The 19880-nt window shown below is 67.3% G+C and carries 17 protein-coding genes; 10 read left to right on the top strand and 7 right to left on the bottom strand.

Annotated features, from left to right (window positions below; genetic code table 11):
* Positions 1-93 precede the first annotated feature (93 nt).
* Entirely contained in the window at positions 94-753 is a 660-nt protein-coding gene (locus tag AC2FAN_RS24640) for an RluA family pseudouridine synthase (RefSeq protein ID WP_485176756.1), read from the top strand.
* 160 nt (positions 754-913) lie between these two features.
* Here the strand turns inward: AC2FAN_RS24640 and AC2FAN_RS24635 are convergent, their stop codons facing one another.
* From AC2FAN_RS24635 to AC2FAN_RS24620, 4 genes are all read right to left on the bottom strand, one after another.
* A complete protein-coding gene (locus tag AC2FAN_RS24635; protein ID WP_265050894.1) occupies positions 914-1210 on the bottom strand; it encodes a 4a-hydroxytetrahydrobiopterin dehydratase in 297 nt (98 codons plus the stop codon).
* A complete protein-coding gene (thpR, locus tag AC2FAN_RS24630) occupies positions 1207-1779 on the bottom strand; it encodes an RNA 2',3'-cyclic phosphodiesterase (RefSeq protein ID WP_476806917.1) in 573 nt (190 codons plus the stop codon). The genes AC2FAN_RS24635 and thpR overlap by 4 nt, the downstream gene beginning before the upstream one ends.
* Positions 1780-1985: 206 nt before the next feature.
* On the bottom strand, positions 1986-3041 hold the full coding sequence (locus tag AC2FAN_RS24625; RefSeq protein ID WP_485176721.1) for an aldo/keto reductase: 1056 nt from the start codon (positions 3039-3041) through the stop codon (positions 1986-1988).
* 81 nt (positions 3042-3122) lie between these two features.
* Positions 3123-3758: an arylesterase gene (locus AC2FAN_RS24620; RefSeq protein WP_485176720.1), complete on the bottom strand. Its 636-nt coding sequence runs from the start codon at positions 3756-3758 to the stop codon at positions 3123-3125.
* A gap of 153 nt (positions 3759-3911) precedes the next feature.
* On the opposite strand from AC2FAN_RS24620, the gene AC2FAN_RS24615 reads away from it, so the two are divergent.
* The 4 genes from AC2FAN_RS24615 to AC2FAN_RS24600 all read left to right on the top strand — a co-directional run bounded on the left by AC2FAN_RS24615 (position 3912) and on the right by AC2FAN_RS24600 (position 8854).
* Positions 3912-4613, top strand: a complete 702-nt coding sequence (locus tag AC2FAN_RS24615) for an ABC transporter ATP-binding protein (protein ID WP_476806920.1) — start codon at positions 3912-3914, stop codon at positions 4611-4613.
* Between the two features lie 2 nt (positions 4614-4615).
* Positions 4616-7201, top strand: a complete 2586-nt coding sequence (locus AC2FAN_RS24610) for an ABC transporter permease (protein WP_485176719.1) — start codon at positions 4616-4618, stop codon at positions 7199-7201.
* Positions 7202-7420: 219 nt separating this feature from the next.
* Positions 7421-8194 (top strand): Bax inhibitor-1/YccA family protein, encoded by a 774-nt coding sequence (locus tag AC2FAN_RS24605; RefSeq protein ID WP_265050899.1) that lies wholly within the window; start codon positions 7421-7423, stop codon positions 8192-8194.
* A 108-nt stretch (positions 8195-8302) separates the two neighbouring features.
* Complete coding sequence (locus AC2FAN_RS24600) at positions 8303-8854, top strand: GNAT family N-acetyltransferase (protein ID WP_265050900.1); 552 nt, start codon at positions 8303-8305, stop codon at positions 8852-8854.
* Positions 8855-8864: 10 nt separating this feature from the next.
* On the opposite strand, the gene AC2FAN_RS24595 is transcribed toward AC2FAN_RS24600, so the two are convergent.
* Both AC2FAN_RS24595 and AC2FAN_RS24590 read right to left on the bottom strand, forming a co-directional pair.
* Positions 8865-9233, bottom strand: a complete 369-nt coding sequence (locus tag AC2FAN_RS24595; protein WP_265050901.1) for a DUF2794 domain-containing protein — start codon at positions 9231-9233, stop codon at positions 8865-8867.
* Positions 9234-9593: 360 nt separating this feature from the next.
* A complete protein-coding gene (locus AC2FAN_RS24590) occupies positions 9594-10142 on the bottom strand; it encodes a peroxidase-related enzyme (RefSeq protein ID WP_476806932.1) in 549 nt (182 codons plus the stop codon).
* Positions 10143-10320: 178 nt separating this feature from the next.
* On the opposite strand from AC2FAN_RS24590, the gene AC2FAN_RS24585 reads away from it, so the two are divergent.
* Together AC2FAN_RS24585 and AC2FAN_RS24580 are read left to right on the top strand one after the other, a co-directional pair.
* Complete coding sequence (locus tag AC2FAN_RS24585) at positions 10321-15168, top strand: NAD-glutamate dehydrogenase (RefSeq protein WP_485176718.1); 4848 nt, start codon at positions 10321-10323, stop codon at positions 15166-15168.
* Between the two features lie 14 nt (positions 15169-15182).
* Positions 15183-15377 carry a Trm112 family protein gene (locus tag AC2FAN_RS24580; protein ID WP_265050903.1) on the top strand — a complete coding sequence of 65 codons (195 nt, stop codon included), beginning with the start codon at positions 15183-15185 and terminating at the stop codon, positions 15375-15377.
* 176 nt (positions 15378-15553) lie between these two features.
* On the opposite strand, the gene AC2FAN_RS24575 is transcribed toward AC2FAN_RS24580, so the two are convergent.
* Positions 15554-16801 (bottom strand): ubiquinone biosynthesis hydroxylase, encoded by a 1248-nt coding sequence (locus AC2FAN_RS24575; RefSeq protein WP_485176717.1) that lies wholly within the window; start codon positions 16799-16801, stop codon positions 15554-15556.
* Positions 16802-16920: 119 nt separating this feature from the next.
* Between AC2FAN_RS24575 and tesB the strand changes: the two genes are divergently transcribed.
* From tesB to AC2FAN_RS24560, 3 genes are all read left to right on the top strand, one after another.
* Positions 16921-17787: an acyl-CoA thioesterase II gene (tesB, locus tag AC2FAN_RS24570; RefSeq protein ID WP_485176716.1), complete on the top strand. Its 867-nt coding sequence runs from the start codon at positions 16921-16923 to the stop codon at positions 17785-17787.
* Between the two features lie 238 nt (positions 17788-18025).
* Complete coding sequence (locus tag AC2FAN_RS24565) at positions 18026-18364, top strand: P-II family nitrogen regulator (RefSeq protein ID WP_265050906.1); 339 nt, start codon at positions 18026-18028, stop codon at positions 18362-18364.
* 28 nt (positions 18365-18392) lie between these two features.
* Positions 18393-19868 carry an ammonium transporter gene (locus AC2FAN_RS24560; protein ID WP_485176715.1) on the top strand — a complete coding sequence of 492 codons (1476 nt, stop codon included), beginning with the start codon at positions 18393-18395 and terminating at the stop codon, positions 19866-19868.
* Positions 19869-19880 lie beyond the last annotated feature (12 nt).

The following is a 19880-nucleotide window of genomic DNA, read 5'->3' as shown; positions in this document are numbered from 1 at the left end:
AATGCCATGGCAGCGCCGGACCGACCAGAAAATTCGCAATCCCCCGGGCAGATCGAGGCCGAACTGCCGGTACCGGTGCTCTATCGCGACGCCATGATGCTGGTCATCGACAAGCCCGCCGGGCTGCCCTCGCATCGCGGCCCGCAGGCGAAACGCCGCGTCATTCCGGTCCTGACCGATCATCTCGACCGGCTCCGCTTCGGCCTGCCGCGCCGGCCCGAAGCCGCGCACCGGCTCGACAAGGACACTTCCGGCTGCCTCATCCTCGGCCGTCATCCGCGTGCGATGGCCGAGCTCAACCAGATGTTTCGCGACGGGCGCATCGACAAGACCTACTGGGCGATCGTGCGGGGCAAACCGGCTGATGACGAAGGGCTGATCGACCTCCCCCTCGCCAAGCGCTCGCCCGAGCGTGGCTGGTGGATGAAAGTCGATCCCGCCGGCCTGCCCTCGCAGACGCGTTACAAGGTGCTGGGACGCGGCCGCGACGAAACCGGCCCGCTTGCCTGGCTCGCGCTGGAACCGCTGACCGGCCGGACGCATCAATTGCGCGTTCATTGCGAGGCCAGCGGCTGGCCAATGCTGGGCGACGAAATCTACGGCGACGCTCCGCGCGAAGGCGGGCCGGGCCTCCAGCTCCATGCCCGCGCCGTCACCGTGCCGCTCTACCGCAAGCGCGAACCCATCCGTGTCGAGGCGCCACCCCCGCCGCATATGCTGGCGGCACTGAGGGCGTGCGGTTGGGTTGCATAGCCCTGCTCATCTGAAGATATGCGGGTCATCCCGGACGACCGAAGGGAGATCCGGGATCCATGCCTGAATCCAATCGGAAACGCTCCGACATGGATCCCGGATCGGCGCGGCTGAAGCCGCTTGTCCGGGATGACGGCGTGTTTCCCGAGGATGTCGAAAATCAGTTCCCTAGAGCGTCGACCGCCCGGGCAAGCTTGACGTCGAGCTCCGTCAGCCCACCCGCATCGTGGGTGGCGAGCGTCACTTCCACCGTCCGGTAGACGTTCGACCATTCGGGGTGATGGTTCATCGCCTCGGCCAGCAGCGCCACCCGCGTCATCCAGCCGAAGGCCTCACTGAAATCGCGGAAGACGAAGCGCTTGGTGATCGCCTCCCGCCCCTGCGCCAGCTTCCAGCCGGTCAGCGTCGCCAGAGCCTCGGCCTGCGCCTCAGGGGAAAGCCGCTTCGGCCGCGTCATCGGCGCATCTCCCGCGACAGGCGATTCGGATAGGACGGGCCGAGCGGATAGGCGGCCTCCAGCACATAAGGCCCGCCGCCGGTCGAATCGCGCGACGACATCAGCGCAACGCGACGCGCCGTGAACGTGATCGGCCTGATGATCGGATGCAGGCCGAGATGATGCGCCACCTCGACCGGCGAGGTGTCGCGCAGCCGCGCCAACGTGACATGCGGCACGAATTTGCGGCCCTCCGCCGGCAGGCCGAGGCGGCGCATCTGCCGCTCGATATCGGCCTGAAGCTCGACCAGCGCCCGACTCGGCTGCGCGTGCGCAAAGACGGCGCGCGGCTTGTCGCCGCCGAAGCTGCCGAGCGCATCGAGCGTCACCTCGAAGGGATAGGCTTGCAGGTCGGACAGCATGTGGTCGACATCGTTCGCCATGCGCCGGTCGACATCGCCGAGAAAGCGCAAGGTGATGTGGTAGTCGGCAGGCTCGATCCAGCGCGCGCCCGACAATCCGCCACGATGCAGCGTCAGCTCGGTCGCGACCTCGGCGGGGATTTCCAGAGCGATGAACAGCCTCGGCATGAGCGATTCCTGCCAAGTGATTGTGACTCTGGCGAGACGGTAGAGCAGGAAGCCGGCTCAAGGGAACCGGTTTTCCGCCGCGCGATGCCCGACATCCACCGTCATTCTCAGGCTTGACCCGAGCATCTCAGGAAGGAAGGGCGCTCATTTCTGGACGAGGTTCTCGGGTCGAAGCATTGCTTCGCACGAGAATGACGAGCATCTGCTCAGGGGCAGGGATTGCCGACGAGCTGATGGATCGCGTCGATCTTGGCCTCGACGTCCGCCGTCAGCTTGACGTCGGTCGAGGCGATGTCGGTCTTCAGCTGCTCCATCGATGTCGCGCCGATGATGTTGGACGTGACGAAGGAGCGGCTGTTGACGAAGGCCAGCGCCATCTGGGCAGGATCGAGCCCCGCTTCGCGAGCGAGCGCGATGTAGCGCCGGATCGCGTCCTCGGCACCCGCGCCCTCATAGCGTTGGCCCCGATCGAACAGCGTCGTGCGGGCGCCTGCCGGGCGTGCGCCGTCGAGATACTTGCCGGTGAGATAGCCCTGCGCGAGAGGCGAATAGGCGAGCAGCCCGACATCCTCGCGGATCGCCACCTCGGCGAGCGCCGTCTCGAAGGTGCGGTTGAGCAGGTTGTAGGCGTTCTGGATCGACTGCACCCGCGGCGTGCCCCGCGTTTCGGAGTCGGTGACGAAGCGCACCGTGCCCCAGGCGCTCTCGTTGGAGAGGCCGAGATGGCGGATCTTGCCGGCTTTCACGATCTCGGCGAAGGCGTCGAGCTGCTCGGGGATCGAGGTCTCGTCGGCGGGCTTCTCATAGGCGGCTTTCGAGAAGCGCGTCGGATTCGAGCCCCAGGGCATCGGCCGCTCGGGGAAATGCAGCTGGTAGAGATCGATATAGTCGGTCTGCAGCCGCTGCAGGCTCTTGTCGACCGCCTCCAGGATCTGCTTGCGCGTCAGCCGCGTCGGGCTGCCATCGTCGCGGAACCAGGTGTTGCCGCCGCGCCCGCAGACCTTCGACGCCAGGATGATCTTGTCGCGGTTGCCGCGCGCCTTGAACCAGCTGCCGATGATCCGCTCGGTCGAGCCTTGCGTCTCCGGCTTCGGCGGGATGGAGTAGAGCTCGGCCGTGTCGAAGAAGTTGATGCCCTGCTCGACGGCATAGTCCATCTGGGCATGGCCTTCGGCCTCGGTGTTCTGCTCTCCCCAGGTCATGGTTCCCAGGCAGATCACCGAGACCTTGAGATCGGTGCGTCCGAGGTGGCGATAGTCCATGGCGAAGCAACTCCGGGAGCGGGGCCGGCGGGCGGCGATGCAAGAATCGGGGATTCGTCGCGCGGAGAACCCGTGGACGGATCAGGACCTGGGCGGCAAGCTGGCGATGAAGCGCTCGACCGTCGGCAGGATGGTCCGGACGATGACGTTGACGCCCTCGGCCGTGGGGTGGAGCCCATCCGCCTGGTTCAGCGCGCGGTCGCCCGCGATGCCCTCCAGGAAGAATGGGTAAAGCACCAGCGCGTGCTTTTCCGCAAGCTCGCGATAGATCGCATCGAAGCGTTTCGCATAATCCTCGCCGAGATTGCGCGGCGCATACATGCCGGCGAGCAGGACCGGGATCCTGCGCTCCTTCAGCCGCGTGATCATCGTCTCCAGCGATTGCCGCGTCTGCGCCGGGTCGACGCCGCGCAGCGCGTCGTTGGCGCCGAGTTCGAGGATGACGCCGTCCGTCCCGTCCGGCACCGACCAGTCGAGCCGCTCTAGCCCGCCTTGCGTCGTATCGCCGGAGACGCCGGCGTTCACGATCTCGACAGCGATGCCCTTCCGGCGCAGCGCTTGCTCCAGAACGGCGGGAAAGGCGGCGCTGGCCGGCAGGTTGTAGCCCGCCGACAGCGAATCGCCGAAGGCCACGAGCTTCAGCGGCCTCGCGGCGGCCGGATTCGGGCTGGACGTCTGGGCATGGGCCATATCGTGCGAACCGGCGAGAAGCAGCATGAAGGCGACGCAAAACGCCGCAACCGATTGGACAAGCGCGAATCCGCGCCCATATGGCCGCAGACCGCCTTGCGACGCGACGCCGCCCCAATCCGGGCGCGATCCGCTGTCAGCGAGGAAGGTGATGGATAGCGAAGTCAGGATCATGGCGTGATGAGCGAGAAGGCCGCTTCGGCGATCGAGTTGCAGGATGTCCACCTGAGTTTGGGGCGTGGCGCCGCCCGCGTCCATATCCTCAAGGGCGTCTCGGTGTCGCTGGCCGACGGCGAGGCGACCGGCCTCGTCGGCCCCTCCGGCTCCGGAAAGTCGACGCTGCTGATGACCATGGCCGGGCTGGAGCGCCCGGATTCAGGCCTTGTCAGGGTGGCCGGGCAGGATCTCGGCGCCCTCGACGAGGACGGGCTCGCCGTCTTCCGCGGCCGGCATATCGGCATCGTCTTCCAGTCCTTCCATCTCGTCCCAACCATGACGGCGCGCGAGAACGTGGCCCTGCCCCTCGAGCTCGCCGGTAGCCCAGACGCTTTCGCCCGCGCCGAGGCCGAGCTGCGCAATGTCGGCCTCGGACACCGCATGGACCACTACCCCGCCCAGCTTTCCGGCGGCGAGCAGCAGCGCGTCGCCATCGCGCGGGCCGTCGCGCCCGATCCGGCGATCCTCGTCGCCGACGAGCCTACCGGCAATCTCGACGAATCGACCGGCCGCTCCATCGTCGACCTGATCTTCGCGCTGAAGCGCGAGCGCGGCGCGACTCTGGTGCTGGTCACCCACGATCTCTCCCTCGCCGCGCTCTGCGACAGCACGGTCCGGCTGCGCTCCGGCGTGATCGAGGCCGACAGCGAGATGGCGGTCATCTGACGATGCACGCTCCCGTCAAGCCGACCTCGACCCCGCCCACGCGCTCCCCCGGCATCGGGCTTGTCCTCCGGCTGGCGCTCCGGGACCTGCGCGCAGGCCTGCGCGGCTTCGGCGTCTTCATCGCCTGCCTGGCGCTCGGCGTCATGACCATCGCCGCCGTCGCCTCCGCCTCGCGTGGCCTGACCGAAGGCCTCGCCCGCGAGGGACGGCGCATCCTCGGCGGCGATGCCGCCTTCAGCCTGATCCATCGCGAGGCCTCGCCATCGGAGCTGGCCTTCCTGACGGCACGCGGCAAGGTCTCCAGCATCGCCACGATGCGCGGCATGGCCAATGCCGGCGAGAAGGGCGCGGCGCTGGTCGAGATCAAGGCAGTCGATTCCGCCTATCCCGGCATCGGTACTGTCGAGACCGACCCGCAGCAGCCTTTGACCGGCCTGCTGGAAGCACGCGATGGCGTCTTCGGCGCGGTCGCCGATCCCGTCCTGTTCGGCCGGCTCGACCTGAAGCCCGGCGACACCGTGACGGTCGGCGGAGCCAAATTGCAGCTGCGCGCCAATCTGGTCTCGGAACCCGACAAGATCGCCGCAGGCGTCGGCTTCGGCCCGCGCCTCCTGATGTCGCAGGAGGCGCTGCGCGCCACCGGCCTGATCCAGCCGGGCAGCCTGATCCGCTGGACCTATCGCCTGCAGCTCCCGCAAGCCGCCGCTGGCGATGCCGATCTCGAAAAGGTGATCGCGACGGTCGGCAGCGAGCAACGCGATGCCGGCTGGGAGATCCGCTCCCGCGCCAACGCGGCGCCGAGCTTCCAGCGCAATCTCGAACGCTTCACCCAGTTCCTGACGCTCGTCGGCCTCACCGCCCTGCTGGTCGGCGGTGTCGGCGTCGCCAATGCGGTGCGCCGCTTCGTCGAGGCCAAGAAGCTCGACTTCGCCACGATGAAGGCGGTCGGCGCCACCGGTGGGCGCGTCGTCGCCATCCACCTGACCGAGGTGATGCTCGTCGCTGCCATCGGCACCGCGATCGGCCTCGTGCTCGGCGCCCTCGCTCCCTTCGGGCTCGGCGCCATCGTCCAGAGCATCCTGCCCGTTCCCTTCGAGCCGACATTGGCGCCGGGCGAGCTCGCCATCGCCGCGCTCTACGGCCTGCTGACGGCGCTCCTCTTCGCGATCATCCCGCTCGGCCGCGCCCACGATATCCCGGTTTCCGCCCTGTTCCGGGACCGCATCGAGCCCGATCCGCGCCGTCCCCGCGCGATCTACCTTGCCTTCTGCGCGCTGGCGCTGGCCGGGCTCGCCGGCGTCGCCATCGGCTTCGCCTATGATCGCCGCATCGCGCTGATCTATATCGGCGTCATGTTCGGCGTCTTCGTGCTGCTGCGCGCCGTCTCTCTCGGCCTGATGGCGCTCGCGCGCCGCATCCCGCGCCCGCGGCGGCCGGCCCTGCGGATGGCGCTCGCCAACAGCCACCGGCCGGGCGCGCTGACGCCCTCGCTCGTGCTCTCGCTGGGCCTGGGTGTCGCGCTGCTCTCCACGCTGTCCTTCATCGATGTCAGCCTGACGCGCCAGCTCACAGGCGCGCTGCCCGACAAGGCGCCGAGCTTCTTCTTCCTCGACGTTCCCAGCCGCGACTCCGACCGCTTCGACGCCTTCCTCGCGGCGGAGCGCCCGGGCGCCCGGACCGAGCGCGTTCCGATGATGCGCGGCCGCATCGTCTCCGTGAACGAGACCCGCGCCGAGGACATCAAGGCGAGCGAGCAGTCCGCCTGGGTGCTCGATGGCGATCGCGGCATCACCTACGCCGCCAGCCTGCCCGAGGGTTCCAGGGTCGCGGCCGGCGAGTGGTGGCCGGCGGATTATCGCGGCGAGCCGCTGGTCTCCTTCGACGCCCAGAATGCCGCCGGCATCGGCCTCAAGATCGGTGACCGGCTCACCGTCAACGTGCTCGGCCGCAACATAACCGCCCGCGTCGCCAATCTGCGCGCGGTCGACTGGCGCTCCTTCGGCATCAACTTCGTGATGGTGTTCTCGCCCAACACCTTCGCGGGCGCGCCGCACACCAACCTCGCCACCATCGCCGCGAGCCCGGACGGCAAGGGTGCCACCGACGCCGTGCTGATCCGCCGCCTCGCGCTCGATTTCCCGGCGGTCACGGCGGTGCGGGTCAAGGACGCGCTCGAAGCGGTCAACACCATCGTCGCCCAGCTCGCCATGGCGATCCGTGGTGCATCGGGTCTCGCCATCGCCGCGAGCCTGCTGGTGCTGGGCGGCGCGCTGGCCGCCGGGCAGAGGGCGCGGCTCTATGACGCGATGATCCTGAAGACCCTCGGCGCGACACGCCGCTTCATACTTTCGTCGTACGCCCTTGAATACGCCGTCATCGGCCTCGTCGCGGCGCTGTTCGGCGTTGTCGCGGGTACTGCGGCGGGGTGGGGCATCGTCACGCAAGTGATGCGGATCGAATTCGTCAGTGATCCCATGGGGGCGATACTGGCTGCGACTGCCGCAGTCGTGGTTACCGTCCTGTTCGGGCTCGTCGGTACGATAAAAATACTGGCGAAGGCGCCGGCTTCTCATCTCAGGAATTTATGATGACTATCTGAGAACGACTCTCGATAGACATTAAAATCCTGTAATTCTGCATGAGCGCGACGCCGAACTTCTATCGCCCGGCCCGCCTTAACCATGGCGGGCTCTTGTAAGAACCGCAAAAGCCCCTCATATTCCGGTCATCGCGACGATCGTGCGCGAGGACGGCTGGCGCGAGGGCGCTCTCCGTCGTCCGAAACAACGTCAGGGGAAACTCTCTTAATGAGCAACTTCGACCGCAATGCTCCAGTCTGGGGTGCCGGCCGCGCACAGCAGACCAGCGCCGTCGAGATGGATCAGGGCCTGCGCTCGTTCATGCTCGGCGTCTACAACAACATGGCGATCGGCCTCGGCATCACCGGCCTCGCCGCGCTCGGCATCTCGATGCTGGCCATCGCCGGCTTCACGCCCGACGGCAAGATCGCCGGGCTGACGGCACTCGGCCAGGCGATCTATCTCAGCCCGCTGAAATGGGTCGTGATGCTCGCGCCGCTCGCCTTCATCATGCTCTTCTCGTTCAAGGCCGAAAGCATGAGCGCCGCCTCGGCGCGGACCATGTTCTTCGCCTTCGCAGCGGTGATGGGCGTCTCGATGTCGTCGATCCTGGTCGTCTTCACCGGCGCTTCGGTGACGCGGGTGTTCTTCATCACGGCCGCCGCCTTCGGCGCGCTGAGCCTCTTCGGCTACACCACGAAGAAGTCGCTCTCGGGCATGGGCTCGTTCCTGATCATGGGCCTGATCGGCCTCGTGATCGCCTCGGTGGTCAACCTGTTCCTGGCCTCGAGCGCACTGGCCTTCGGCATCTCGGTGATCGGCGTTCTGGTCTTCGCCGGCCTGACCGCCTGGGATACCCAGCGCCTGAAGGAGATGTATCTCTCTTCGGATCTGGATCCGGAATCGGCTGCGAAGCTCTCGGTGAACGGCGCGCTGTCGCTCTACCTGAACTTCATCAACATGTTCCAGATGTTGATCAGCCTGATCGGCGACCGCCGCTAAGTCCTTCGCTTCCGGGCACCGCGCCTGGACAGAGCCCCGGCCGCAAGGCCGGGGCTTTTCTTTTGGCAGGCCTTTTCTTTTGGCATGTCCGTTGCTCATCATCCGGGCATGACGACGCCTTCGATCCGCCCGGCCACTCCCGCCGATATCCCCGCCATCACCGCGATCTATGCCCATGCGGTCCTGCATGGCACGGCGTCGTGGGAGCTGGAGCCGCCCGGCGAAGCGGAAATGCTGCGGCGCTTCGAGGCCGTGCTGGCGGGCGGCTATCCCTATGTCGTCGCCCATCGCGATGGCGAGCCGCTGGGCTATGCCTATGCTGGCGCCTACCGCCCCCGCCCGGCCTACCGCGCAACGGTAGAGAACTCGATCTACATCGCCCCGGCCGCCCAAGGCCTGGGTATCGGCGGCCTGCTGCTCGATGCGCTGATGACCGCCTGCACGCAGCGCGGTTTCCGCCAGATGATCGCGGTGATCGGGGATGGCACCGGCGCCTCGGTCGGCTCTCGCCGCCTGCATGAGAAGGCCGGCTTCCGCCTGATCGGCGTAGCCGAGAAGGTCGGGTTCAAGCATGGCCGCTGGCTCGACCAGATGCTGATGCAGAAGGAACTGGGTGAAGGCGACCGCACGCCGCCCAGCCCTGAGCCGAGCGGATCCTGAGTTTTAAGGCTCAGCTCACGACGCTCAGCTTGCGGTCGAGCACCTGGAGCACGCGGGACAGTTCGGAGCCGCGCTTGAGGATGAGGCCGGTCGCGGCCACGACGGAATAGGCGCCCTGCCGGCGCGCCAGGGCCGGATCCTTGACGATTCGGTAGAGCGGCATCTCCGAAGAGCGCCGGAACACCGAGAACTGCGCCGTGTCCTTCAGGAAATCGATGGCGTAGTCGCGCCACTCACCCGCCGCGACCATGCGGCCGTAGAGGTTGAGCAGTTCGCTGAGCTCGCGCCGATCGAAGGTGACGGTTGCGGGCCGGGCCGGCGACGGGAAATGGACGACCGCGCCGGCCGATTGCGATTGCGGCGTTTCGCTTTCGCTCATGGCGCCTCCCTGGCCGCCACTCAAGCGGACGACGGTGCGATGATGCGCCCGCACTGCTGCGCTGGCAAGGTATCGCGTTCGTTTGATCGCGTGCGCCCGCATTCGCTTTGGGTCAGCATTATCCGCAAATGCCGCATTTTCGCCGCGAACGCGCCAAGCGACCGCCAAGTTGCGCCGCTCAACTCCCCTCGTTGCCTCGACGGTCCGGTTTCGCTGAACGCCGGTTTGTCAGCCCCCCAGCCCCCCGGAGTTCGGGCGGAGCCGGGCCATCGAGTCGAGGCCAACTAGCGGCTGGCATTGCGCCGGCCGTTTTCTTTTGCGCGGTGCTCTCGCTCGAATCACGGCAGCTGCTCGAGATTTCTACCGCGCCTGCCGATGATACTCGGCGTTCGGCCGCATATCGACGGCCGAGGCCATCCGGTTCGACATGTTGTAGAAGGCCGCGACGGCGCCGATGTCCCAGATGTCGCGCTCGGAGAAACCGGCCTTGCGCAGCGCCCACCGGTCGTCCTCGCCGATCAGATGCGGGGTTTCGGTCAGCTTCACCGAGAAATCGAGCATGGCGCGATGCCGCGCCGACAGGTCCGCGGCCCGATAGTTCATCGCGATCAACTCACCGAGCACCGGATCGCCCGAGAGCTGGCGCACCGCCGCACCATGGGCGGCCAGGCAGTAATAGCAGCGGTTCACGCTCGAGACCGCGACGGCGATCATCTCGCGCTCGAGCTTCGACAGGCCGGACGGCGCCAGCATCAGGTCGTTGTAGAAGGCGGCGAAGGCCGAGAGCTTGGCGTCGTCATGGGCATAGGATGTCAGCACATTCGGCACGAAACCGAGCTTCTCCCGGCACTTCTCGAAATAGGCTTCGTTCTCCGCCGAGAGCTGTCCCGATTTCAGATCAAGCGCCATCACCTGCGGCGGCGCGTCCTGCCGCGCCGGCTCCTCGCCCAGCTTTGGTTTGTCATGCTTTGTAGCCATGGTGCATCCTGTCGGACCGAGGCGGCAATTTGCCGCTTTTTCGGGCAAGTCAAAGTTGAAAGGTTGCGCAGCCTATGCCATCGCTGCGGCAAAACAACTGGGGTGAGACATGGGCAAACGGGTGACGAACGCGACTGCCGAGGCGATCGCAGCCATCGAAGCCGCGGCCACCGGCCTCAAGAGCACGATGCCCGCCGAGTTTCCTCGCCTGCTTTATGGGCGCTCCGTCGCCGAAGATCTCGAAGCGCTGCCGCCGGAGATGCTCGCTCACGCCGCTGCGGCGGCCTACGAGCACCTGACCCAGCCCCGCAAGCCCGACACCATCAATCTCGGCTTCCGCGACGCGGAATTCGGCGAAGGCGATCGCAAGCGCCAGGTCACCATCCTGGAGGTCGTCAACGACAACAAGCCGTTCCTGCTCGACTCGACGCTCGCCGAATTGCAGGAACAGGGCCTCGAGCCGCGTCTCGTCGCCCATCCGATCCTCGCGGTGGCGCGCGATGACAAGGGCAAGTTCCTTTCGCTCGCCGGCGAGGCCACTGGCCGCGCCCCGGAAGGCACGCGGCGCGAGAGCCTCCTGCACATCCATATCCCGCGCATCGATACCCAGGACGCCCGCGAGAAGCTGCGCGCAGGGCTCGAGCAGGTCTATGCCGACGTCGCCATGGCCGTCGACGACTGGGCCGCGATGCGCGGGCGCATCACCGAGGTGATCCAGGCCTATCGCGCCAATCCGCCGCCTTTGCCGGAGGACGAGATCGCCGAGGCGCTGCAGTTCCTCGAATGGATCGCCGGCGACAACTTCACCCTGCTCGGCATCCGCGCCTATCGCTTCCCCGGCGGCGACGTCGCGGCCGATCCGATCGAGGGCTCCGGCCTCGGCATCCTGCGCGACCCCTCCGTCAAGGTGCTGCGCAAGGGCCGCGAGTTGGTGACGACCACGCCGGAGATCCGCTCCTTCCTGGCCAAGCCCCATGCGCTCATCATCACCAAGGCCAACGTCAAGAGCCGGGTGCACCGCCGCGTCCATCTCGACTATGTCGGCGTCAAGCTGTTCACGCCGGACGGGCGGCTCGATGGCGAATTGCGCATCGTCGGCCTGCTGACCTCGAACGCCTATACCGGCTCGGCCCGCGCCATCCCTTATCTGCGGCTCAAGGTCGCCCGCGTTGCCAAGAACATCGGCTTCGACCCGGCGAGCTATTCCGGCCGCTCGCTGATGAATGTGCTCGACGCCTATCCGCGCGACGAGCTCTTCCAGATCGACGTGGCCACGCTCGAGCAGTTCGCGCTCGACATCCTGCAGCTCACCGAGCGGCCGCGCATCCGCGCCCTCGCCCGGGTCGACGAGTTCGACCGCTTCGTCTCGATCCTCGTCTTCATCCCGAAGGATCGCTACGACACCACGGTGCGTCTGCGCGTCGGCGAATTCCTGGCGCGCATCTATGGCGGGCGCCTGTCGGCCGCCTATCCGGCCTATCCGGAGGGGCCGCTCTCGCGCACCCACTACATCATCGGGCGCGACGACGGCAAAACCCCGCGCATCGACCGCGCCACGCTCGAATCCGGCATCAGCGCCATCGTCCGGACCTGGGGCGACGGCCTCAAGGACGTCCTCGATCAGGAGAAGGCCGGCCCCGCCGCCCGCGCGCTCGCCGAGCGTTATGCCGAGGCCTTCGGCGCCGCCTATCGCGAGCGCTTCTCGGCCGCCGACGCCCTCATCGACATCGAGATGCTCCAGCAGCTGACGCCGGAGCGGGCACGCTCCGTCAACCTCTACCGGCGCGAGGGCGACGAACCGACGCGCGCCAACCTCAAGGTCTTCTCGCGCGGCGCGCCGATCTCGCTCTCGGCGCGCGTGCCGGTGCTGGAGAACATGGGCTTCCGCGTCATCAACGAGCGGACCTACAACATCATGCCGCAAGGCAACGGCGCCAAGGGCGGCGAGAACGTCCGCGTCTGGTTGCACGACATGACGCTGGAGCGGGCCGACGACGGCACCATCGACATCGAACACCTCGATCCGACGATCGAGGCGGCGCTGATGGCGCAGTTCCGCGGCCTCGCGGAATCCGACCGCTTCGACCAGCTCGTGCTGGCCGCGGGCATGGCATGGCGCGAGGCCGCGCTGCTGCGCGCCTTCGGGCGCTATCTGCGCCAGACCGGCGCGCCCTATGCGCAGAGCTACATCGCCGACGCTCTGACGCGCCACCCCGATATCGCCGCTGGGCTCATCGCCTATTTCAACGCCAAGTTCGATCCGCGCAATCCGGCGGCTGAGCGCGAGCAGCGCATGGCGCAGAAGCGCGCCGAGATCGAGGAGGCGCTCGACGCCGTCACCAGCCTCGACGAAGACCGCATCCTGCGCCGCCTCATCAACCTGGTCGACGCTGCGCTGCGCACCAATTTCTTCCAGACCGGCCCGGACGGCCATCCGCGCCAGACCATCACCTTCAAGTTCGACTGCGCCAAGGTCGACGGCCTGCCGCTGCCGCGCCCGCTCTACGAGATCTTCGTCTATTCTCCGCGCGTCGAGGGCATCCACATGCGCTTCGGCAAGGTCGCGCGCGGCGGCCTGCGCTGGTCCGACCGGCCGCAGGACTTCCGCACCGAGGTGCTCGGCCTCGTCAAGGCGCAGCAGGTCAAGAATGCCGTCATCGTCCCGGTCGGCGCCAAGGGCGGCTTCGTGCCGAAGCAGCTGCCGCCGGCCTCCGACCGTGCGGCCTGGCTGACCGAGGGCACCGAGAGCTATCGCCTCTTCATCCGCAACCTGCTCGAGCTCACCGACAATCTCGACGGCGAGAAGATCCTGCCGCCGCCGGACACGGTGCGTCATGATGGCGACGATCCCTATCTCGTCGTCGCCGCCGACAAGGGCACGGCGACCTTCTCCGACACCGCCAACGCGATCTCGCTGGAGAAGCACCACTGGCTCGGCGATGCCTTCGCCTCCGGCGGCTCGCAGGGCTACGACCACAAGGGCATGGGCATCACGGCGCGCGGCGCCTGGGAGGCGGTGAAGCGCCACTTCCGCGAGGTCGATATCGACATCCAGACGGCGCCCTTCACCGTCGCAGGCGTCGGCGACATGTCGGGCGACGTCTTCGGCAACGGCATGCTGCTGTCGCCGGCGATCAAGCTCGTCGCGGCCTTCGACCATCGCGACATCTTCCTCGATCCCGATCCGGACCAGGCTACGTCGCTGGCCGAGCGTCAGCGCCTCTTCGCCCTGCCGCGCTCGTCCTGGCAGGACTACGACAAGAAGCTGATCTCCAAGGGTGGCGGCATCTTCTCGCGCCAGGCCAAGAGCATCCCGCTCTCGGCCGAGGTTCGCGCCCTGCTCGACATCGACAAGGCGGAGGTATCCCCGCCCGAGCTGATGACCGCGATCCTGAAGGCGCGCGTCGACCTGCTCTGGTTCGGCGGCATCGGCACCTATATCCGCGCGACCGACGAGAGCGATGCCCAGGTCGGCGACCGCGCCAACGATGCCATCCGCGTCACCGGCAGCGATCTCCGCGCCCGGGTGATCGGCGAGGGCGCCAATCTCGGCGTGACCCAGCGCGGCCGCATCGAGGCCGCCCGCAAGGGCGTGAAGCTCAACACCGACGCGATCGACAACTCGGCCGGCGTCAACACCTCCGACGTCGAGGTCAACATCAAGATCGCGCTGGCCGGCCCGGTGAAGGACGGACGTCTCAAGGAAGACAAGCGTAACGAACTGCTCGCGGCGATGACCGACGAGGTCGGCGATCTCGTCCTGCGCAACAACTACCTGCAGACGCTCTCGCTCTCGCTGACCGAAGCGCAGGGCATCGCGGCGACGCCAGGCCTGCGCTTCCTGATGCAGACGCTCGAGCAGGACGGCCGGCTCGATCGCTCGGTGGAGTTCCTGCCGAGCGACGCGCAGATCGCCGAACGCGAGAAGCGCAGTGAGGGGCTGACCCGGCCCGAGCTCGCCGTGCTGCTGGCCTATGCCAAGCTCGCGCTGCACGATGCGCTGCTCGAATCCACTGTGCCGGATGATCCCTACCTCGCCAGCGAGCTCGTCCGCTATTTCCCGAAGGCCCTGCGCGAGGCCTATCCGGACGCCATCGCCAGCCACAAGCTGCGGCGTGAGATCGTGGCGACGCAGCTCGCCAACGCGATCGTCAACCGCGGCGGCCCGGCGCTGGTGCCGGTGCTGGCTGCGCTGACCCGTTCGGACGCGCCGGCCATTGCCGCCGCCTATGCCGTCGCCCGCGACTCCTTCGATCTGATCGCCCTCAATGGCGAAATCGACGCGCTCGACGCCAAAATCCCCGGCAAGACCCAAATGGGGCTCTATGGCGCGGCCCAGGAGCTCGTCACCAATCGTATGAGCTGGTTCCTGCGCCGCGGCGTCGCGAAGCCCGGCACGATCGAGCAGACCATCGCCCACTACGCAAGGGGCGTGAAGGAGCTGTCCGAGGAACTCGGCAGCCTGCTGCCCGAGGCCGCGTCGCAGGCGCGCCTTGCCCGCATCGCCGTGCTGACCTCGGAAGGCGTGCCGGAGGCGCTCGCCGCCCGCATCGCCAGCCTGCCGGCTTTGGCGGAGGCGACAGACATCGTCGACATCGCCGAGCGCAGCCAGCGCCGGATCGGCGACGTCGCCCGCATCCATTTCAGCATCGACGCGCTGTTCGGCCTGTCGAACCTGAAAACGGCGGCTGCGGCAGTGCCTGCGACCGACGACTACGAGCGCCTGGCCCGTGAGCGAGCGCTCGAGACCCTCGACGATGCACATTCCAACCTGACCCAGGAAGTCTCCGCCTCCGGCAAGGGGCAGGGCACGCTGGAGAGCTGGCTGGCGGAGCGCGGCCAGGAGGCGGACCGGACCCGCACCACCGTCAACGCCATCGTCGGCTCGGGCCTCACCTTGCCCAAGCTGATGGTCGCCGCCGGCATGCTGGCCGATTTGCCGCGCAAGAAGAGCTGAACAGGACGAAACGAATGACCGAAACCAATGTCGGCACGCGCATAGACCCCAAGCTGCTCGAGATCCTGGTCTGCCCGCTGACCAAGGCGACGCTTGAGTACGATGCCGCAAAGCAAGAGCTGATCAGCCGGGCTGCGAAGCTGGCCTATCCGATCCGCGACGGCATCCCGATCATGCTGCCGGAGGAAGCCCGGCAGCTGGAAGACTGACCTCCGTCATTCCGGGGCAAGCGCACAGCGCTTGAGCCCGGAACCCATGAACACTATTCAAGCCGAAGAAACCGCAACCGGCGCAGTTTTTTCGGCATATCCGGTGTTCATGGGTTCCGGGCTCATTGCTTCGCAATGCCCCGGAATGACGGCGGCGCACGGCTGTCGCGCCGCGCTCAAAGCGTCTCGCCCCTGAGAAGCCGCGGCGGCTCGCCTGCCACGCCGGCGGCTTCGCGGATGAAGAAGCGCTTCAGCCGCGGCAGCCGGTCGACCAGCCCGAGGCCTAGATCGCGTGCCAGCCTGAGCGGCGTCGCGTCGTTCGAGAACAGCCGGTTCAGCCCGTCCGTCACGGCGCCCATCGCGACCGTGTCGAAGCGGCGCGCCTTCTCGTAATCCTCCAGCACATCGAGCGAGCCGGGATCGAGCCCGAGCCGGGCCGCATCGACGACGACCTCAGCCAGCGCCGCGACATCCTTGAGTCCGAGATTGAGGCCCTGCCCGGCGATGGGGTGAATCAGATGAGCGGCATCGCCGAGCAGCGCGAATCGCGAATCGACGAAGCGGCGGGCGACGCCGAAGCCGAGCGGATGGGCGCTCACCGGGCTTTCGAGCGCGATCTCGCCGAGTTCCAACCCAAAACGCGTCTCGATCTCGGCCAGCAGATCGTCGGCATCGAGCGAGAGCAGGGCCGGCACATTCTCCGCCGTCTCGGTCCAGACGATCGAGGAGCGGTGACCGAGCTTGCCGCCATCGGCGAGCGGCAGGATGGCAAACGGCCCCGAGGGCAGGAAATGCTCGACGGCGCGGCCGTGATGCGATCGCTCATGGCCGATCGTGGCGACGATGCCCGATTGGTCATAGTTCCAGCCGACCCAGCCGATGCCGGCCTGCTCGCGCAGCCTGGAGCGCGCACCGTCGGCCGCGACCAGCAGCGCGGCCTCGCACTGTGAGCCATCGGCGAAGGTGACATCCACCTTGGCGTCCTCGGCCGCGAAGCGCCGCACGCCGATCCCGCGCAATTCCACGCCGGCCCGCTCGCAGGCCGCCTTGAGTTCGACCACCAGAGCCGCATTCTCGACCATATGGGCGAAGGGCTGGCCCGGCTCGACCTCGCCGTCGAAGGTCAGGAAAACCGGGCGCACGGCATCGCTGGTGCGGCTGTCGGAGACTATCATCTCCATCATCGGCTGGGCCGAGCCGGAAACCGCCTGCCAGATTCCGAGCGTCTCCAGCATCGCACGCGCCCCTGCCGCCACCGCATAGGCGCGGTTGTCGGCTCGCGGCGGCGCAATCACGGCCGGATCGGCCAATGTGACCGCAAAGGCGCTGCCGAGCGCCTGCTTCAGCGCCAGCGCCAGGGTCAGCCCCGCGATCCCGCCGCCCGCGATGACGATGCGTGCGCCCGAACCCTGCTCGGTGGCCATGCTGCTGCTCCCTCTGGCGTCTTGACGGCACGGGATGCCTCGGTGCTGATGCGAGACGAACCGGCTGTTCCTTGCGGGCCGCCGGCCGCTCCGTCAACCTGACAGCGATAGCCGCCGCCATGTCCCAGATCAGCGCCTCCCTGACGGCGATTCTCGACCTCGAGCCGCTCGAGCGCAACCTGTTCCGCGGTCGCAGCCCGAAATCGACCTGGCCGCGCGTCTTCGGCGGGCAGGTGATCGCGCAATCACTTTATGCCGCCTGCAAGACCGTCGAGGGCCGGCAGCCGCATTCGCTGCATGCCTATTTCCTGCTGCCGGGCGATCCCGAAATCCCGATCATCTATGAGGTCGATCGCCTGCGCGACGGCCGCTCCTTCACCACGCGGCGCGTGCTCGCCATCCAGAAGGGCGAGGCGATCTTCGCCATGTCCGCCTCCTTCCAGGTCGATGAGCCCGGTTTGGAGCATCAGATGCCGATGCCGAAGGTCCCGATGCCCGAGGAGCTGCCGGATCGGGAGGAGATGGCGAAAAGCGTGCTGCCGCACATGCCGGATGCCGTTCAGGCCTATTACCAACGCAAGCGGCCGATCGAAATCCGCCCCGTCGAGCTGGAGCGCTATCGCACCGGCGGCAAGATGGAGCCGAAGTTCAACGTCTGGATCCGGGCGATGGAGGCCCTGCCCGACGAGCCCGCTTTCCACCAGAGCGTACTGGCCTACGCCTCCGATCTGATGCTGCTCGATTCCAGCCTGATCGCACATGGCACCACGGTCTTCGACCAGAAGATCCAGGGCGCCAGCCTCGACCATGCGCTGTGGTTCCACCGCCCTTTTCGTGCCGATGACTGGCTGCTGTACTCGCAGGACAGCCCTTCGACCTCTGGCGCGCGTGGCTTCTCGCGCGGCCTCGTCTTCGACCGCCAGGGCCGGCTCGTCGCCTCCGTCGCGCAGGAAGGGCTCATTCGGCCGAGGCCCGATCTCGGCTGACGATATTTTGAGCGGCTGCTTATCCGTTAATCTGATGCCTATTTTCTAGGCAATCCTCACTTGCCTCACCTGTGATTCCCGCCCTCTGACCTCCGGATGCCCCCTTTCGGGCTCCCGAAGCGGGTTGGCACGCGCCTTGAATTGAGCGCTCCGGTGCACTGCGATCCGCAGGGCGCGCGAGCTTCAACGAGATCGCCGGGGCTGACGACCGGGCGGCGCAGACGGGGAAACCCAGCACATGAAAATCGTGATGGCGATCATCAAGCCGTTCAAGCTGGAGGAGGTGCGCGACGGGCTCACCGCCATCGGCGTCCACGGCCTGACGGTGACCGAGGTGAAGGGCTACGGCCGCCAGAAGGGTCATACGGAAATCTACCGCGGCGCCGAATATGCCGTGAGCTTCCTGCCGAAGATCAAGATCGAGGTCGCCGTCTCCGACGAGCTCGTCCCGCAGGTGATCGAGGCGATCACCGCCGCAGCCCGCACCGGCCAGATCGGTGACGGCAAGATCTTCGTTTCGTCGCTTGAGAAGGCCGTGCGCATCCGCACCGGCGAGACCGACGCCGACGCCCTCTGAGCCCCGACCCCTTCAGGAGTTTTAGACGATGAATTTAAGGACTTCCTTGCGGGCCGGATTGGCGGGCCTCGCGCTGGTCGCGCTCTCGGCCGGCGCAGCGCTCGCCCAGGCCCCTGCCGCGCCGCCGGTCCCCAACAAGGGCGACGTCGCCTTCATGATGAGCTCGACGGTCCTCGTCCTGCTGATGACCGTTCCCGGCCTCGCGCTCTTCTATGGCGGCCTCGTCCGCTCCAAGAACATGCTCTCGGTGCTGACGCAGGTCTTCGCGATCGTCAGCGTCGTCTGCATCCTCTGGGTCACCTATGGCTACTCGCTCGCCTTCACCAATGGCGGCGGCCTGAACGACTTCGTCGGCGGCTTCTCGAAGGCGTTCCTGAGGGGCGTCGACGCGACGACGGTCGCAGGCACGTTCTCGAACGGCGTCTACATCCCCGAATTCGTCTACATCTGCTTCCAGATGACCTTCGCCTGCATCACGCCGGCGCTCATCGTCGGCGCCTTCGCCGAGCGCATGAAGTTCTCGGCGCTGCTGCTGTTCAGCGTGCTCTGGGTCACCTTCATCTATTTCCCGATGGCCCACATGGTCTGGTACTGGGGCGGGCCTGACGCGGTCGGCAACGCCGCCAAGGCGCTCGCCGAAGCCGGCGCGGACGGCAAGACTGCCGCCCAATCCGCGCTCGATGCGGTCAATGCCGATGCCGGCATGCTCTTCAAATGGGGCGCGCTCGACTTCGCCGGCGGCACGGTCGTCCACATCAACGCAGGCATCGCCGGCCTCGTCGGCTGCGTGCTGATCGGCAAGCGCATCGGCTACGGCAAGGAGCTGATGGCTCCGCATTCGCTGACCATGACGCTGATCGGCGCCTCGCTGCTGTGGGTCGGCTGGTTCGGCTTCAACGCCGGCTCCAACCTCGAAGCGAACGGCACTGCCGCGCTGGCGATGATCAACACCTTCGTCGCGACCGCCGGCGCCGCCGTCGGCTGGCTGTTCATCGAATGGGCGGTCAAGGGCAAGCCCTCGATGCTCGGCATGGTCTCGGGCGCTGTCGCCGGCCTCGTCGCCGTCACCCCGGCCGCCGGCTTCGCCGGCCCGATGGGCTCGATCCTCCTAGGCATCGTCGCGGGCGTCGTCTGCTTCGTCTTCTGCTCGACGGTGAAGAACGCGCTCGGCTACGACGACTCGCTCGATGTCTTCGGCATCCACTGCGTCGGCGGCATCATCGGCGCGATCGCGACCGGCATCCTGGTCAACACCACGCTCGGCGGCGCCGGCATCCCGGACTACTCGACCAAGCCCGGCGAGCTCGTCGTCGGAGCCTATGAGTTCGGGCCGGCGGTGATGGCGCAGGTCAAGGCCGTGCTGTTCACGCTGGTGTTCAGCGGCGTTGGCTCGGCGATCCTCTACAAGATCGTCGATGTCGTCGTCGGCCTGCGCGTCACCTCCGATCAGGAGCGCGAAGGTCTCGACATCGCCGAGCATGGCGAGCGCGCCTATCACGACTGATCGCCGCGCGAT

The organism is Allobosea sp. RIT-PG3_2, assembly GCF_057321085.1.
The sequence above is the reverse complement of the archived record's forward strand: the minus strand, read 5'-3'. Positions and strand labels throughout refer to the sequence as shown.

Coding starts and splice junctions, on each gene's coding strand:
- AC2FAN_RS24560 (WP_485176715.1), top strand. CDS start 18,393: ATGAATTTAAGGACTTCCTTGCGGGCCGGATTGGCGGGCCTCGCGCTG.
- AC2FAN_RS24620 (WP_485176720.1), bottom strand. CDS start 3,758: ATGCTGCTTCTCGCCGGTTCGCACGATATGGCCCATGCCCAGACGTCC.
- AC2FAN_RS24625 (WP_485176721.1), bottom strand. CDS start 3,041: ATGGACTATCGCCACCTCGGACGCACCGATCTCAAGGTCTCGGTGATC.
- AC2FAN_RS24590 (WP_476806932.1), bottom strand. CDS start 10,142: ATGGCGCTTGATCTGAAATCGGGACAGCTCTCGGCGGAGAACGAAGCC.
- AC2FAN_RS24605 (WP_265050899.1), top strand. CDS start 7,421: ATGAGCAACTTCGACCGCAATGCTCCAGTCTGGGGTGCCGGCCGCGCA.
- tesB (WP_485176716.1), top strand. CDS start 16,921: ATGTCCCAGATCAGCGCCTCCCTGACGGCGATTCTCGACCTCGAGCCG.
- AC2FAN_RS24565 (WP_265050906.1), top strand. CDS start 18,026: ATGAAAATCGTGATGGCGATCATCAAGCCGTTCAAGCTGGAGGAGGTG.
- AC2FAN_RS24575 (WP_485176717.1), bottom strand. CDS start 16,801: ATGGCCACCGAGCAGGGTTCGGGCGCACGCATCGTCATCGCGGGCGGC.
- AC2FAN_RS24615 (WP_476806920.1), top strand. CDS start 3,912: ATGAGCGAGAAGGCCGCTTCGGCGATCGAGTTGCAGGATGTCCACCTG.
- AC2FAN_RS24585 (WP_485176718.1), top strand. CDS start 10,321: ATGGGCAAACGGGTGACGAACGCGACTGCCGAGGCGATCGCAGCCATC.
- AC2FAN_RS24610 (WP_485176719.1), top strand. CDS start 4,616: ATGCACGCTCCCGTCAAGCCGACCTCGACCCCGCCCACGCGCTCCCCC.
- thpR (WP_476806917.1), bottom strand. CDS start 1,779: ATGCCGAGGCTGTTCATCGCTCTGGAAATCCCCGCCGAGGTCGCGACC.
- AC2FAN_RS24595 (WP_265050901.1), bottom strand. CDS start 9,233: ATGAGCGAAAGCGAAACGCCGCAATCGCAATCGGCCGGCGCGGTCGTC.
- AC2FAN_RS24640 (WP_485176756.1), top strand. CDS start 94: ATGATGCTGGTCATCGACAAGCCCGCCGGGCTGCCCTCGCATCGCGGC.
- AC2FAN_RS24635 (WP_265050894.1), bottom strand. CDS start 1,210: ATGACGCGGCCGAAGCGGCTTTCCCCTGAGGCGCAGGCCGAGGCTCTG.
- AC2FAN_RS24600 (WP_265050900.1), top strand. CDS start 8,303: ATGACGACGCCTTCGATCCGCCCGGCCACTCCCGCCGATATCCCCGCC.
- AC2FAN_RS24580 (WP_265050903.1), top strand. CDS start 15,183: ATGACCGAAACCAATGTCGGCACGCGCATAGACCCCAAGCTGCTCGAG.